Origin of the sequence: Nonomuraea rosea (assembly GCF_039539705.1) — a bacterium.
Taxonomy (GTDB): Bacteria; Actinomycetota; Actinomycetes; order Streptosporangiales; family Streptosporangiaceae; genus Nonomuraea; species Nonomuraea rosea.
In genome coordinates, this window is sequence record NZ_BAABDQ010000017.1 from 138,819 (window position 1) to 152,588 (window position 13,770).

Below are 13,770 nucleotides of genomic sequence, written 5' to 3' on the forward strand. Positions count from 1 at the left end.
ACCCGCGTAGTCTTCCCCGCATGACCTCGAAGACCACGCCCGAGTCCCCCCTGCCGATCCGCACGGTCCTGCAAATGGTGGGCGGCTGGATCGGCAGACTCGGCACGGTCTGGGTCGAGGGACAGATCACCGACCTGAGCGCCCGCGGCGGCACGGTGTTCCTGACCCTGCGCGACCCGGTCGCCAACGTGTCCGGCAGGGTCACCGCCCCGCGCGGCGTCTACGAGGCGGCCGAGCCGCGGCCGGTTGACGGCGCCAGGGTCGTGGTGCACGTCAAGCCGGACTTCTGGGTCAACAAAGGCTCGTTCGCCTTCACCGCGCTGGAGATCCGCCCTGTCGGGGTGGGCGAGCTGCTGGCCAGACTGGAGCGGCTCAGGAAGCTGCTGGCCGCCGAAGGGCTGTTCAACGCCGATAGGAAGCGGCGGCTGCCGTTCCTGCCGGGCACGGTCGGGCTCATCTGCGGCCGTGACTCGGCGGCCGAGCGCGACGTGCTGGAGAACTCCCGCAGGCGCTGGCCCGCCGTGCGGTTCAAGGTCGAGGAGGTGGCCGTCCAGGGGCCGTACGCGGTGGGCGAGGTCACCGAGGCGCTGCGCAAGCTCGACGCCGACTCCGAGATCGAGGTCATCGTGATCGCCCGTGGCGGCGGCTCTCTGGAGGACCTGCTGCCGTTCTCCGACGAGACCCTCGTACGCTCTGTGGCCGCCTGCCGTACCCCTGTGGTGAGCGCGATCGGCCACGAGCAGGACAGCCCGCTGCTCGACCTGGTGGCGGACGTACGCGCGTCCACCCCCACCGACGCGGCCAAGAAGGTCGTCCCCGACGTCGGCGAACAGCTCACGCTGGTGCGCCAGCTGCGCGACCGGGGGCGCAGGGTGGTGAGCGGCTGGCTCGACCGGGAGATGTCCTGGCTGACGTCGGTGCGTTCGCGGCCCTCGCTGGCCGACCCCGTACGCGAGCTCGAACGCCGGGCCGAGCAGGTCGAGGCGCTGCGCGACCGGTCGAGACGCTCGCTGTCCAGCTCTCTCGACCGGGCCACCGACGACCTCGGCCACCTGCGTGCCCGCCTTGTCGCGCTGTCCCCGGCGGCCACGCTGGAGCGCGGCTACGCCATCGTGCAGCACCCGTCGGGCGACGTCGTACGCCTGGCCAAGGACGTCTCCCCCGGCACCGTGCTGACGGTCCGCCTGTCCGACGACCGCCTGACCGTGCGCGCAGAGGATCCCGGAGAAGCAGAGGACGCCTAACAGGCCGCACGCCGTGCGCTACGTTCGGCGCATGAGAGGACTCACGCAGGTCGCTCAGCACGCCGACGACCTCGATCGGGCCACCGCCTTCTACCGGGACGTGCTCGGTGTGCGGCACATCGCCACCTACCGGCCGCCCGGGCTCGCGTTCTTCGACCTCGACGGCATCCGCCTGCTGATCGAGGAGAGCGCGCCCTCCGCCGTCCTGTACCTCGCCTCCGACGACATCGAGGCGGACGTGGCGCGCCTGCGCTCCCACGAGGTGGCGATCGTCGAGGAGCCGCACCTGGTCTTCACCGACGACGGCACGTTCGGGACGCCGGGCAAGGAGATCCGCATGGCCGCGTTCAGGGACTCGGAGGGGAACCTGCTCTGCCTCATGACCTGAGCGGCGGGACGCAGATGGCGGCCGCCGCCAGGGCGGCCAGGCCCGACTTGATCTCCTCGACCGTCATGCCGCGCTCCTCCCGCTGGTGGGCGATCAGGCCGGCGTTGACCGGGGCGAGGAGGGCGTCGGCGAGGTAGGCGGCGTCGCCTGAGCGCCCGCGCGCCTGCGCGAGCAGCGTCGCCAGGTGGATGTGATGCACCTTGTACGGCCCTCCGCTGAACTTGGCCCCCTTCTCCAGCAGCACGAACAGCGACTGCTGCGCCACGATGCGATCGACCAGCGCGCCGAGGAACGCGGTGATCCGCTCGGCGGCGGGGGCGCCGGGCCCGAGCGGCGGCGGGCCGGCGAAGAACGCCTCCTGGAAGCGCCGCTCCCGTTCGTCGATCAGCGCGTAGATCAGCCCGGACCGGTCACCGAAGCGCCGGTAGACGGTGCCCACGCCGACCCCGGCGACGCGGGCGACCTCGTCGAGCGAGAGGTCGTCGGCGCCGTGCTCGGCGACCATCTTGGCCGCGACCTCGACGATCTTCTGCCGGTTGCGCGCCGCGTCGGCCCGCTCGGGCTGAGGTTGCCCGATGACCGGCAGCGATCGGCGTTCGCACACGTGAGGAGCATACCGCTTGAATCCGGAGAGTTCTCCGGTTAACCTCTAACCGGAGAACTCTCCGATTCCTAAGGAGCTCATCATGGCCAACGATTTCAACCAGCAGATCATCGACGAGTTCCGCGCGAACGAAGGGCGCGTCGGCGGCTTCTTCGAGGGCAAGCCGCTGGTGCTGCTGACCACCACGGGAGCCAAGAGCGGCAAGCAGATCACCACGCCCGTGATGTGGGTCGCCGACGGCGATCGCTACGTCGTCATCGCCTCCAACGGCGGCGCGGACACCAACCCCGCCTGGTATCACAACCTGCGCGCCACGCCTGAGGCGACGGCCGTGGTCGGGACCGAGGAGTTCGGGGTCAAGGCCGTTTTCGCCGAGGGCGAGGAGCGCGACCGGCTCTATGCCGCGATGGTGGCGCAGGCCCCGCAGTTCGCCGAGTACGAGGCCAAGACCGACCGCCTCATCCCGGTGATCGCCCTGGAGCGCACCGCCGCCTGACGCTCAACGGCCCCGGCGCGCGGCAAGCGTCCCGGCGGTCGCGAAGCGGCTGGGCGGTCAGGCGGCCGGGCGGTCAGGCGGCCGGGCGGTCAGAAGGGGGCGTCGTCTGAGTGGCCCGAGGTGGGCTCGGACCGGCGGGCCATGGCGGCGGCCAGCTTGACCCTGGCCCCCTGGAGCCACTCCTCGCACACGGCCGCCAGCTTCTCCCCGCGCTCCCAGAGCTCGATCGACTGCTCCAGGGTCAGCCCGCCCGTCTCCAGGCGGCGCACCACCTCGGTCAACTCCTCGCGGGCCTGCTCGTAAGAGGGCGCCTTCTCGTCTGCCACGTGCACCACCCTAGATCAGCCCTTGGGGCGCTGCTGCAGAAGCGCGGCCAGCTCGGCCAGCTCAGGCCAGTCGGCGGTGCCGGTGATCACCAGCGTCGTCTCGGGCAGCACGCGGACCAGCGAGCGCTGCTTCTTGTCCTCGCGGAAGCGCTGCTCCCACGTCACCCCGCCGACCTGCTGGGTGCCGACGGTCCGCTCGATGTTGGCCATGCGGCTGGCGAACCCGGCCGCCGGCTTCTCGTCGCTCTGCGCGAACATCGCGTGCTCCCGCTTGGCCGTGGCGTAGCCGAGGTAGAGGACCTGCGCGCCGTTCTGGCCCTTGGCGATCCTGTTGCTGTTGGGGATCCAGCCGGCCGGGTCCTTCTGCGGGGCCCAGACGCCGTACGGCACCGTGTGGCCGAAGTTGGCGACGGTGATCGAGTATTCGAGCCGCGGGATGTGCTCCTCCCGGCTCTGCGGGGTGACCAGCAGGAACAGCCCTGCCCCCGCGAGACAGACGAAGAGGGCTACCGCGTAGCCGTAGAAACCTTGGGTGAACCGTCGCACAGTTGGCGAGGTTACCCGCTGGAGGAGGCGGTCGCCGAAGTGGCCGGGCGGATCTGCCCGATGATGGCCAGAACCTCCTCGGACAGGGCGCGATCACCCGTGCGCACCACCTCGGACACGGCCGCGGCCAGCGCCCCGGTGATCACGACGACGAGCGCCGACTCGTCCTCGAACAGCGCGGCGTTCCGCTGCGCCCACTTGCGCAGCCGGTCGCTCATGACCACGTCGAAGCCGGGCGGGCCGTCGCCGCGCAGGAACAGCGCGGCCAGCTCGCGATCCTCCAGGCAGCCGTCGAGGTAGGCGCGGGCGGCGCTGACGAACACGCTCATCGGGTCGCTCTCGCCCGCAGAACGGGCCGCGCGGGCGGCCTGCTTGGTGCGCTGCGTCTGCTTGGCCTGGAACTCCTCCCACAGCGTGAGGTAGAGGTCGGCCTTGCCGGAGAAATGGTGGTAAAGGCTGCCCACGCTGGCGTCGGCCTTGGCCACCACGTCGGTCACGCCCGCCTCTGCGAAGCCCTTGGAGACGAAGATCTCCCTGGCGGCGGCGAGCAATGCGCTCCGGGTGGCCGCGCCACGCTCGGACGTGCGCGGCTGGACCACCACGGGTTCGACATCGCTCATTCGGGTCTCCTCCACGACCGGCGCCATGCTCCATGGTGGAGGCAAGATCTCTGACGCGCACGGGGTATCGCGCAAAAACCGTTCTCCGTTATGCAGGGCGGCCACGTAGAAGCTTACAGACGGCGCCGCCGGCCGGGCTCCGGCGAGATGTCCGCTTCGGGCCTGGCCGATTATCCGCCTCGGACCGGGAAGAAGGGGGCAACTACCATCGATGTAGATTCCCCACGAGGAGGCCACTCATCATGTCGGATCAGACGTCCGTACCGGCCGAGCTCGCCACCGGCGAGCACGCCCCCGATCGCAACCTGGCGATGGAGCTCGTCCGTGTCACGGAGGCGGCCGCGATGTCGGCGGCCCGGTGGGTCGGCCGTGGCGACAAGAACGGCGCCGACGGCGCGGCGGTGAACGCCATGCGCCAGCTGATCAACACGGTCTCCATGAACGGCGTCGTGGTCATCGGCGAGGGTGAGAAGGACCGCGCCCCGATGCTGTTCAACGGCGAGCAGGTCGGCGACGGCAGCGGCCCCGACTGCGACGTGGCGGTGGACCCCATCGACGGCACGCGGCTGACCGCGCTGGGGATGCCGGACGCGGTCTCGGTGATCGCGGTGAGCGAGCGCGGCTCGATGTACGACCCGTCGGCGGTGTTCTACATGGAGAAGCTGGTCACCGGCCCGGAGGCGGCCGACGCGGTGGACATCGAGGCCCCCGTGGCGGCGAACGTCAACGCCGTCGCCAAGGCCAAGCACTGCTCGCCGTCCGACGTCACCGTGGTCGTGCTCGACCGGCCCAGGCATGAGCGGCTGGTCAAGGAGATCAGGGAGACGGGCGCGCGGATCAAGTTCATCACCGACGGCGACGTGGCCGGTGCGATCATGGCGGCTCGCGCGGGCACCGGCATCGACCTGATGCTGGGCATCGGCGGCACGCCCGAGGGCATCGTGGCGGCGTGTGCGCTCAAGTGCCTGGGCGGCGTGATCCAGGGCAAGCTCTGGCCGCGTGACGACGCCGAGCGGGGCAAGGCGATCGACGCGGGACACGACCTGGGCCAGGTGCTCACCACGAACGACCTCGTCAGGTCCGATGACGTGTTCTTCGCCGCGACCGGGATCACGCACGGCGAGCTCATGCAGGGCGTACGGTTCAGGGCCGGCTCGGCGGTGACCGAGTCGCTGGTGATGCGCGGCCGCTCGGGAACGATCCGCAAGATCGAGAGCGAGCACCAGCTCTGGAAGCTGCGGGCCTACAGCGCGATCAACTTCGACACCGCGGGCTGAGCCCGTAAGTGGATACTGCGGGCTGAGCCCGTAATCAGGCACCGCGGGCTGAGCCCGCAGTAGGACAACGAAGGCTGGGGCGTTCAGCGGCGGCGCTTGCGGCGGGGCGGCTCTTTGATCTTGACCTCGCCGGCGAAGTTCGTGGTGCGGATCTCGACCACGGGCGCGCCCGGCTCGGTCGGCTGCTTGGTCAGGCGGACCGTCTCGCCCTTGGCGACCCTGACCACCTCCAGCCCCTCGGGCACGTGGATCTCCAGGCCGCCGAAGACGAGCGTGGCGTTGATGATGATCTGCCGGTTCTGCAGGATCGCGTCGCGGAAGTCCAGCTTGGTGGTGCCGAACATGGCCGTCACGTCGAGCTCGGCCGGCACGACCCAGCGTCCGCCGCGCTGCTCCTTCTTGAAGATGGCGGAGACCGGCCTGCCGTCCAGGTTGATCGGCTGCTCCTCGGCGGGCAGCAGGTCGGCGGTGAGCCCGGCGAGCTCGCCGAGGGTACGCGCGGCGTAGAGGGTGCCGAGCCGTTCCTCCAGCTCGTCGAAGGAGAGCCGGCCGTCGGCGTGCGCGTCCTGGAGGACCTGCGCGATGCGTTCGCGGTCGGCGTCGGACGCGCGCAGCTCGTGCGGCTGCGGCGCGTCGCCGGAGGACGCGGGCCGGCGGGACGTCACCCACTCCTCGGCCAGCCGCTCTCCGACTTCCTGCAGCTTCGGCAACCAGGATCCAGCGCGTTCGTTCACACTTCGCACGATATCTGGCGCTCGCCACATTCGCTCGTCCAGAACGGACCTGGATCAGAGCAGATCAGTGGATTCGCGCCAGTAGCCCGGTAATCTCCGCTGCCAGGTCCTCGTTCACCTCGGCGTGGCGGTTCAGCAGCCGGTACCACATGGCGCCGTACACGAGATCGACCGTCAGCTCCAGATCCACGTCGCCGGGCACGGCCCCGCGGGCCAGCACGGAGCGCAGCACGGCCCGGCGCGGCCCGATGATCTTCGCCCGCAGGTCGGCGGCCAGGGCGGGGTCGGATTGAGCGTCGGCCATCAGCCCCACCACGACCTGCCCGGCCACTCCCTGCGCCAGCGCGAACGTCTGCTCCAGGAACGCGACGAGATCGGCCCGCGCGTCACCGCTGCTCGGCGGCGGCGGCACGTCCTCGGCGAGGATCTCCGTCAGGCTCTCCATCAGCACCTGCGCCTTGGTCTGCCACCAGCGGTAGACGGTCTGCCTGCCGCTGCCGGCCGCCTGGGCGATGCCCTTCATGGTGACGTTCTGGTATCCGTCCCGGGCGCACAGGTCGAGCGCCGCCCGGAGGATCGCCTTTCTGGTCACCTCGCTGCGTGGTCTGCCTACCATGGCGCCCACTTTACAAGACACCATGCCTCGTTTTATATTCGAGGCAGGATGTCTCGTATTGAGGAGAACAAACCATGCGAGTAGTGATCGCAGGCGGCACGTCGGGCATCGGACTCGCGGCCGCCGCCAGGCTGGCCGCGGCAGGCGACGAGGTCTTCATCACGGGCCGCTCGGAGGAGCGCCTGAGCTCGGCCTTGAAGGAGCTCGGCGGCCAGGCGCAGGGCGAGGTCGCCGACGCGCGTGACACGGAGGCGATGCGCGCGCTGTTCGAGCGGCTCGGCACCGTGGACCATCTGATCATCACGGTGACGGGCCGCGGCGGTGCGGGCCCGCTGAGCGCGCTGACCGGCGACGGGTTGCTCGCCGCGGTGCGGAACAAGCTGCTCCCGCACTTGCTGACCGCCCAGGCGGCGCTCGGCGTGCTGAGCGGGGAAGGCTCGATCACCTTCCTGACGGCCGCCTCCGCGGGCTCGGCCTACCCCGGCATTTCCACACTGGCGGCGGTGAACGGGGCGATCGAGGCGGCCGTGCCCGGCCTGGCGGTCGAGCTGGCGCCCATCAGGGTGAACGCGGTCTCCCCCGGCGTGATCGACACCGACTGGTGGTCGGAGATCGGGGACGAGGCGCGGGCGACGTTCCTGGAGGGCACCGCCGCGAGCCTGCCGGCCGGGCGCGTCGGCAGGCCGGAGGACGTCGCCGCCACGATCGAGTACGTGGTGCGCAACTCGTTCGTGACCGGCACGGTGCTCACCGTGGACGGAGGAGGGCGGTTGAAGGCATGAGCGACGAGCTCATTCAGCGCGCTCTGGCGTGAAAAGCCGGGTTTCACAGGAATCTGCGCGCATTCCCCGCCGTTGATCCTGCAACGGAGTGCGGCAACGGATCCCGGCGAGGATCGCGGCATAAGGGGTGTGCGTGCATCGACCGGCGCGGTGGGGTCTCGGCGTGGCAGGCGCGGGCATAGCGGTGATCGTGGGCCTGGAGGTGGCCGGCCTCGACGAGATGAACCCGATCAGGCGGACCATCAGCGAGCACGGCCTCGGCCCCGACGGCTGGATCTTCGGGCTCGGGGTCGGGCTGCTGGCGGCCGGTTCCGCGGCCATCACGGTCTCGCTGGCGCGCAGGAAGCTCGCCGGGGTCTTCGGCACGGTCACGCTCATGGCGTGGAGCGTGGGGCTGTTCATGACGGCCTGGTTCGAGAAGCACGACTGGTCGGTCGGGCCGAGCATGAGCGGCAGCATCCACCGGGTGGGCAGCTTCGTCGCCTTCCTCAGCCTGCCGCTGGCCGCGGTGGTCATCGCCAGGCCGTGGCGGCATCGCGAGCGGTCCAGGGCCACGGTGGCGGCCTTCGGGTTCGGGATCTGCTCGGTGCTGTGGGTGGCGGGCATCGGCGCGGCGATGCTCATCGCGGCGAACAGCGGGCTGCCGTGGTACCGGGTCATGCCGCTCGGGCTGGTGGAGCGCGGGATGGCCGTCACGGAAGTGGCCGCGCTGCTGGCCCTGGGCCTGTGGGCCGCGACCAGGCCCGCGACGCCGGGGGTCACGCTGCCCACGACGGACGCCGCGGCGTCCGCGAGGGCCGCCGAAGCCGAAGCCGCTGAAACCGCCGAGACCTACTCGGGCCGCAGCACGGTGATGAGGTCGTCCACGTAGCTCCTGAAGATCGCGGCCATGTCCACCCGGTCGGGGTCGATCAGCCACTGCGTCTGCAGGCCGTCCATCATCGCGATCAGCCGGTCGGCGTGCGCCTCGGCGTCCAGCCCCGGCCGGAACTCCCCGCGCTCGGCCCCCGAGCGCAGCGCAGCGGCCACGTCGGCGCGCAGCCGCCGGTAGCGCCGCCTGGCCCACTCGTGTCCCGGATGGCCGGGCGTCACGGCCTCGCCGCTGATCACGGAGAAGAGCTGCACCAGGCCGGGCACCCTGGCGTTGTGCTCGACCACGTCGGCCAGGGCGCGCAGCGCGTCGATCCCGCCGGCCGAGCCGAGGTCGAACTTGCGCGTGTCGAGTGAGTCCCGATAGTCCAGCACCGCGACGAGCAGCAGCTCTTTGCTCTTGAAGTGGTGCAGCAGGCCGGCCTGGGACAGCTCGACGCGCTCGGCGATGCGGGCCAGCGACGCGCCCCGATAGCCGTTCTCGGCGAACTCCAGGAGCGCGGCGGCCAGGATGCGTTCTTTGCGCGCCTCGCCGGTCGCGTAACCCCGCTTCACCTCCGGAACCCTATCCCGGGCCGCGCACCTGATGTCATGCTGGCGGAGCGCCTCCGGCAGCCGCTAACCTGACCCCGCCTCACGTTTGATTCCCCCCGATCAGGAGGCCGCCGTGCCGTCCCCGCGTGATCGCCAGGCCCGTGTCGCCACGTCCGTCGTCTACGCCGTACAGGGCCTGTCATTCGCCTCGCTCCTCATCCAGGTCGCGAACCTCCAGGCCAAGCACGAGCTCGACGAGGGCGCGCTGACGCTCCTGCTGCTCATCGTTCCCGTGTTCGCCGGGGTCGGCAGTGTGGCGGCCGGGTCGTTCGCCGCCAGGAGGGGCAGCCAGCCGCTGTTGCGCGTCGCGCAGCCGGTCGTCGCCCTCGCCGTCGTGCTGGCCGGGCTCGCGCCGAACGTGCTGCTGCTGGTGCCCGTGCTGCTGCTGTTCGGGGTGGCGGTGGGCGCGGTGGACGCGGGCATGAACATGCAGGGCGTGGCGGTCGAGCGCAGGTACGGCGTCCAGGTGCTGAACGGCTTCCACTGCGTGTGGAGCGTGCTGAGCATGATCGGGGCCCTGTGGGCGTCGGCGGCCGCCGACCTCCCGCTCCCGCTCATCATGGCGCTGCCGATGGTCCTGGCCGTGGCCGGCTCGCTCTACGCCGGGCCGAGCCTGTGCACGTTCGAGGAGGAGAAGGTGGACGGCGCCGCCGCGGGCGCCACCGGCCGCTTCCCGTGGCGGCCGATCATCCCGCTCTGCCTGGCCATGGGCTTCCTGTACGTCGGCGACGCCGCCGTCTCCAACTTCAACACCGTGTTCATGAAGGACGTGCTGGAGGCCGGCCCGAGGGTGATCCCGCTGGCCTACGTCGCCTACCAGGCGACCACGCTGGCCGTGCGGCTCGGCGGCGACTTCGCGGTCAGGAGGTACGGCCCCGCCGCCATCGTCAGGATCGGCGGCGTGATCGCCACGCTGGGCTTCCTCGGCGTCGTCGTGGCCCCCAACCAGCTCCTGGGCATTGTCGCGTTCGGCCTGACCGGGGTGGGGCTGTCGGTGGTGGCGCCGCAGTCGTTCTCGGCGGCGGGCAAGCTGGACCCGGCCGGGACCGGCGTGGCCATCGCCAGGGTGAACCTCTTCAACTACATCGGCTTCATCGTCGGAGCGGCCCTGGTGGGCGGCATCGCGGAGGCCGCGGACATGCGGGTGGCGTTCGTCGCGCCGCTGGTGCTGTCCGCCGTGATCATCATGCTCGCGCCGGGCTTCCAGCCGAAGCAGGCCGCCGAGCCCACCGCAGCCTGAGCGATCAGAGCGGCTCCAGCAGGGAGACCGCCTGGTCCACGGCCGCGGCCACGTCGTCGTCCTGCGGGTAGAGCAGCGCCCTGCCGACGACGAGCCCGCGCACGCCGGGCAGCCGCAGCGCCTTGCGCCAGGCGGCGTAGGCCAGGTCGGGCGCGTCCCCCGGGTCGCCGCCGAGCAGCAGCGCCGGCAGCGTGGTGGCCCGCATGACGCGCTCCATGTCCGCCACCACGGGGATCTTCAGCCAGGTACGCGCGGAGGTGGCGCCCAGTCCCTGGGCGACGCTGATCGCCTTGATCACGCCGTCCGGCGACAGGTCGTTCCCCTGCCCGCGCGACCAGAACGGCTCGATCATCGCCACCAGGCCGGCGTCGGCCAGCTCGGTGATCGCCCGGCCGCACGACTCCAGGGTCGCGGCGGTGCCCGGCTCGTCGAGCGCGATCCTGCACAGCATCTTGCCGCCGTCGAGCCGCATCCGCGCGATGGCCCCGCTGTCGTACGCCGTGAACCGGTCGTCGAACTCGAACACGGCCCCCTGCAGCCCGCCCCTGTTCATCGAGCCGATGACGATGAGATCGTCGAGCGCGCCGAGCAGCAGCAGGTCCTCGACCACGTCGGGCGTGGCCAGCAGCCCGTCCACGCCCGGCCGTCGCAGCGCGGTCGTCAGCCGGTCGAGCAGCTCGACGCGGTCGCCCATGGCCAGCGGCCGGCCGCCGACCGCCAGCGCGCCCCTGGCCGGATGGTCGGCGGCGATGATCATGAGCTGATCGCGCGCCCCGAACAGCGGCCTGCGCCGCCTGGCCGCCGCCGCCTCCGCGACGCGCTCGGGGAACCTGGCCCGCGTCCGGCGCAGTTCGTCGTAGTCAGGCAACCTCCAGCACCTCGTCCGGGTGGGCGAGGCCGCGCCGGACGTTCTCGACGGATGGTTCGCCGGCCGCCGCGCTCATCGCCGCACCTCCGCGACCTCGACAGGACGGCGTTCGCGCAGCGACAGGTCGGCGGCCTCGGCCACGAAGAGCGCCTCCAGGGCGTCCTCGATCGAGCACAGGCTCTCCTCCGCGCGCAGGAAGCCGTCGATCTCCCTGCGGTAGGCGGTCCCGAACCGGGTGACGAAGTCCGGCCACGGATCTTCGCCGCTGGGCGAGCCCTCGGTCGTGTGCAGCGGGGCGCGCGGGCCGAGGCCGACGACCTGGGTGCGCTCGGTGCCGGCCAGCTCCATGCGCACGTCGTACCCCGCGCCGTTGTAGCGCGAGCCCTGCAGGGTGGCCAGCGTGCCGTCGTCCAGCGTGAGCAGCGCGGCGCTGTTGTCCACGTCGCCGGCCGCCGCGAAGAAGGCGGCGCCCCTGTTGGCCCCGGCCGCGTAGACCGACGCCACCTCGCGGCCGGTCACCCAGCGCAGGATGTCGAAGTCGTGGATGTGGCAGTCGCGGAAGATGCCGCCGGAGGTGGCGATGTACTCGGCGGGCGGCGGCGCCGGATCGGCGGTGATCAGGTGTACGCGGTGCAGCGTGCCCAGCTCTCCCGTGCGCAGGGCGCGGGCGGCGGCCACGTAGCCGGGGTCGAACCTGCGCTGGAACCCGATCTGCACCCGATGCCCCTGGGCCGCCTCCAGCACCTTCACGGTGTCGGCCACCGTGCCCGCGACCGGCTTCTCGCAGAAGGCCGGCACGCCTCGCTCGCACGCCCTGATGATCAGCTCGGCGTGGGTGCCGGTCGGGGTGGCGATGACCACGGCGTCCGACTCGAACGGGTCTCCCGGCCTCCCGTACGGCGACGTCCGTACGGGATCGGCCACGATCAGCTCGTCGACCAGCGGATGCGCGGCCAGGGTCGCGGCGTGAAAGGCCCCGATCCGGCCCAAGCCCAGCAGTCCCACACGCATGGCGCCTCCGTTCTGGGGTGAATCTCTTTCTAGGCGAGCACTTCTCCCTCAGTCAACGTTTTGTCCTGACATTCTGACCTTTAAGCCGCTTACGGCCTCAGCCGCCTTGTGCGCCGGCAACCGGGCGAACCCCACCACCAGCGCCGGCGGTCCCTGCGACTCCCGCATCGGCCCCACCGCCTCGGCCGACAGCCCGAGGCCGTGCGCGACCCGGGTCGCCTCGTTCTCGTCCCAGTCGCACGGGAGCTCCAGGTACACGTGCAGCCCCGCGTCGATGCCCTTGACCCGGATCTCGGGCAGCTGCTCGGCCAGCGCCGTGACCAGGGCGTCCCTGCGGCGCCGGTATTCCCTGCGCATCCGGCGCAAATGCTTGTCATACCCCCCGGTACGCAGGAAATGGGCCAGGGCGTACTGCTCGATGACCGGCGAGCCCAGGTCCAGCTCGCCGCGCGCCCTGCGGATCGCCTCGGCCAGGTCAGGGGGCGCGGCCACCCAGCCCAGCCGCAGCCCCGGCGCCAGCGCCTTGCTGACGCTGCCGGAGAGGATCACCCGGTCCGGCGCCAGGCCCTGAAGGCAGCCGACGGGGTCGCGGTCGAAGCGGAACTCGGCGTCGTAGTCGTCCTCCAGGATCGTGCGGTGGCCCGCGTACGCCCAGTCCATCAAGGCGGCCCGGCGCGGCGGCGAGAGGACCACCCCGGTCGGGTACTGGTGCGCGGGGGTGACCAGGACCGCGTCCCCGCTCAGCTTGCCCACGTCCAGGCCCTCCTCGTCCACGGGGACCGGGACCAGGTGCGCGCCCGCCCGCCTGAGCAACGGCGTCTGGCGGTTGCTCGTCGGGTCCTCCACCGCCAGCCGGAACGGGCGCTGCCGGGTCAGGACGTGCAGGACCAGGCTCAGGCCCTGCGCCACGCCGCCGACGATGACGAGGTTGTCCGGGCGCACGTCCGCCGCGCGCACCCGCCGGAGGTAGCCGGCCAGCTCTTCCCGCAGCTCAGGCACGCCGCCGGGGTCCCCGTAGTCGAGGGCGTCCGAGGGTACGGTGGTCAGGACGTGCCTCACGGCGGCGAGCCATCTTTCACGGGGGAAGTGGCTGAGGTCTGGGGAGGTGGGGCGATGACCGTAGTACGGAGCGCACACGGGGGTGCCCGGCGCTTGGGGGGCCGGCGCGGCCGCCGGCCGGGGCGGCGGCACGCTGCGCTGCCTGGCGGGACCGTTGACGGGCGGCCCGTTGACGGGCCGGGCGCCCGTTTTCGGGGTGACCTGGGTGCCGACGCCGACCTTGGAGATCAGGAAGCCTTCGGCGACGAGCTGCTCGTACGCCTCCACCACCACGCCCCTGGAGACCTGGAGGTCGGCGGCGAGGTCGCGGGTGGCGGGCAGGCGGGTGCCCGGTGTGAGCCGGCCACCCCTGATGGAGTCGCGCAGCTCAGCGGCTATCTGACCGGCTATGCCCCCCTTATCACGACTTATCTTGATATGGAGGTCAGCCATATTGGTCCTGTCTCTTGCCGGGACATTGGACTGTTTTCGGGAACCATTGTCTCTCTAGCATCC

Annotated in this window: 17 protein-coding genes; 7 read left to right on the top strand and 10 right to left on the bottom strand. The window is 71.4% G+C overall.

Annotation, left to right across the window (positions count from 1 at the left end):
* The first annotated feature begins 20 nt into the window (after positions 1–20).
* Together xseA and ABEA43_RS33960 are read left to right on the top strand one after the other, a co-directional pair.
* The gene (gene xseA, locus ABEA43_RS33955; protein WP_345568336.1) at positions 21–1,244 is read left to right on the top strand and encodes an exodeoxyribonuclease VII large subunit; all 1,224 of its coding nucleotides are present in this window, start codon (positions 21–23) and stop codon (positions 1,242–1,244) included.
* A 31-nt stretch (positions 1,245–1,275) separates the two neighbouring features.
* The gene (locus tag ABEA43_RS33960; protein ID WP_345568337.1) at positions 1,276–1,632 is read left to right on the top strand and encodes a VOC family protein; all 357 of its coding nucleotides are present in this window, start codon (positions 1,276–1,278) and stop codon (positions 1,630–1,632) included.
* Here the strand turns inward: ABEA43_RS33960 and ABEA43_RS33965 are convergent.
* Positions 1,622–2,236 carry a TetR/AcrR family transcriptional regulator gene (locus ABEA43_RS33965; RefSeq protein WP_345568338.1) on the bottom strand — a complete coding sequence of 205 codons (615 nt, stop codon included), beginning with the start codon at positions 2,234–2,236 and terminating at the stop codon, positions 1,622–1,624. The genes ABEA43_RS33960 and ABEA43_RS33965 overlap by 11 nt on opposite strands.
* 82 nt (positions 2,237–2,318) lie before the next feature.
* On the opposite strand from ABEA43_RS33965, the gene ABEA43_RS33970 reads away from it, so the two are divergent.
* A complete protein-coding gene (locus ABEA43_RS33970) occupies positions 2,319–2,732 on the top strand; it encodes a nitroreductase family deazaflavin-dependent oxidoreductase (RefSeq protein WP_345568339.1) in 414 nt (137 codons plus the stop codon).
* Positions 2,733–2,821: 89 nt separating this feature from the next.
* On the opposite strand, the gene ABEA43_RS33975 is transcribed toward ABEA43_RS33970, so the two are convergent.
* Genes ABEA43_RS33975 through ABEA43_RS33985 form a run of 3 tightly spaced genes read right to left on the bottom strand, consistent with a single transcriptional unit; the run spans position 2,822 to position 4,224 of the window.
* The gene (locus ABEA43_RS33975; protein WP_345568341.1) at positions 2,822–3,058 is read right to left on the bottom strand and encodes an exodeoxyribonuclease VII small subunit; all 237 of its coding nucleotides are present in this window, start codon (positions 3,056–3,058) and stop codon (positions 2,822–2,824) included.
* A 15-nt stretch (positions 3,059–3,073) separates the two neighbouring features.
* Entirely contained in the window at positions 3,074–3,604 is a 531-nt protein-coding gene (locus tag ABEA43_RS33980; RefSeq protein ID WP_345568343.1) for a DUF4245 domain-containing protein, read from the bottom strand.
* Positions 3,605–3,615: 11 nt separating this feature from the next.
* Complete coding sequence (locus ABEA43_RS33985; protein ID WP_345568345.1) at positions 3,616–4,224, bottom strand: TetR/AcrR family transcriptional regulator; 609 nt, start codon at positions 4,222–4,224, stop codon at positions 3,616–3,618.
* 242 nt (positions 4,225–4,466) lie between these two features.
* Here ABEA43_RS33985 and glpX point away from each other — a divergent pair, with 242 nt between their 5' ends.
* Positions 4,467–5,501, top strand: coding sequence for a class II fructose-bisphosphatase (glpX, locus tag ABEA43_RS33990; RefSeq protein ID WP_345568347.1), 1,035 nt, complete (start codon positions 4,467–4,469; stop codon positions 5,499–5,501).
* 83 nt (positions 5,502–5,584) lie between these two features.
* Here glpX and ABEA43_RS33995 read toward each other — a convergent pair whose 3' ends face one another.
* The gene (locus ABEA43_RS33995) at positions 5,585–6,235 is read right to left on the bottom strand and encodes a DUF1707 SHOCT-like domain-containing protein (RefSeq protein ID WP_345568349.1); all 651 of its coding nucleotides are present in this window, start codon (positions 6,233–6,235) and stop codon (positions 5,585–5,587) included.
* Positions 6,236–6,299: 64 nt separating this feature from the next.
* On the bottom strand, positions 6,300–6,851 hold the full coding sequence (locus ABEA43_RS34000) for a TetR/AcrR family transcriptional regulator (RefSeq protein ID WP_345568351.1): 552 nt from the start codon (positions 6,849–6,851) through the stop codon (positions 6,300–6,302).
* Between the two features lie 74 nt (positions 6,852–6,925).
* On the opposite strand from ABEA43_RS34000, the gene ABEA43_RS34005 reads away from it, so the two are divergent.
* Together ABEA43_RS34005 and ABEA43_RS34010 are read left to right on the top strand one after the other, a co-directional pair.
* Positions 6,926–7,633: an SDR family oxidoreductase gene (locus tag ABEA43_RS34005; RefSeq protein WP_345568352.1), complete on the top strand. Its 708-nt coding sequence runs from the start codon at positions 6,926–6,928 to the stop codon at positions 7,631–7,633.
* A 133-nt stretch (positions 7,634–7,766) separates the two neighbouring features.
* Positions 7,767–8,504: a DUF998 domain-containing protein gene (locus ABEA43_RS34010; protein ID WP_345568354.1), complete on the top strand. Its 738-nt coding sequence runs from the start codon at positions 7,767–7,769 to the stop codon at positions 8,502–8,504.
* Here the strand turns inward: ABEA43_RS34010 and ABEA43_RS34015 are convergent.
* A complete protein-coding gene (locus ABEA43_RS34015) occupies positions 8,465–9,058 on the bottom strand; it encodes a TetR/AcrR family transcriptional regulator (RefSeq protein WP_345568357.1) in 594 nt (197 codons plus the stop codon). The genes ABEA43_RS34010 and ABEA43_RS34015 overlap by 40 nt on opposite strands.
* A 112-nt stretch (positions 9,059–9,170) precedes the next feature.
* On the opposite strand from ABEA43_RS34015, the gene ABEA43_RS34020 reads away from it, so the two are divergent.
* Positions 9,171–10,337, top strand: coding sequence for an MFS transporter (locus tag ABEA43_RS34020; RefSeq protein ID WP_345568359.1), 1,167 nt, complete (start codon positions 9,171–9,173; stop codon positions 10,335–10,337).
* Positions 10,338–10,341: 4 nt separating this feature from the next.
* Here ABEA43_RS34020 and ABEA43_RS34025 read toward each other — a convergent pair whose 3' ends face one another.
* The 3 genes from ABEA43_RS34025 to pdxR form a co-directional block, all read right to left on the bottom strand.
* Positions 10,342–11,205, bottom strand: coding sequence for a Cgl0159 family (beta/alpha)8-fold protein (locus ABEA43_RS34025; RefSeq protein WP_345568360.1), 864 nt, complete (start codon positions 11,203–11,205; stop codon positions 10,342–10,344).
* A gap of 72 nt (positions 11,206–11,277) precedes the next feature.
* Positions 11,278–12,216: a Gfo/Idh/MocA family protein gene (locus tag ABEA43_RS34030; protein ID WP_345568361.1), complete on the bottom strand. Its 939-nt coding sequence runs from the start codon at positions 12,214–12,216 to the stop codon at positions 11,278–11,280.
* Positions 12,217–12,264: 48 nt separating this feature from the next.
* Positions 12,265–13,707, bottom strand: coding sequence for a MocR-like pyridoxine biosynthesis transcription factor PdxR (gene pdxR, locus ABEA43_RS34035; RefSeq protein WP_345568363.1), 1,443 nt, complete (start codon positions 13,705–13,707; stop codon positions 12,265–12,267).
* Positions 13,708–13,770 lie beyond the last annotated feature (63 nt).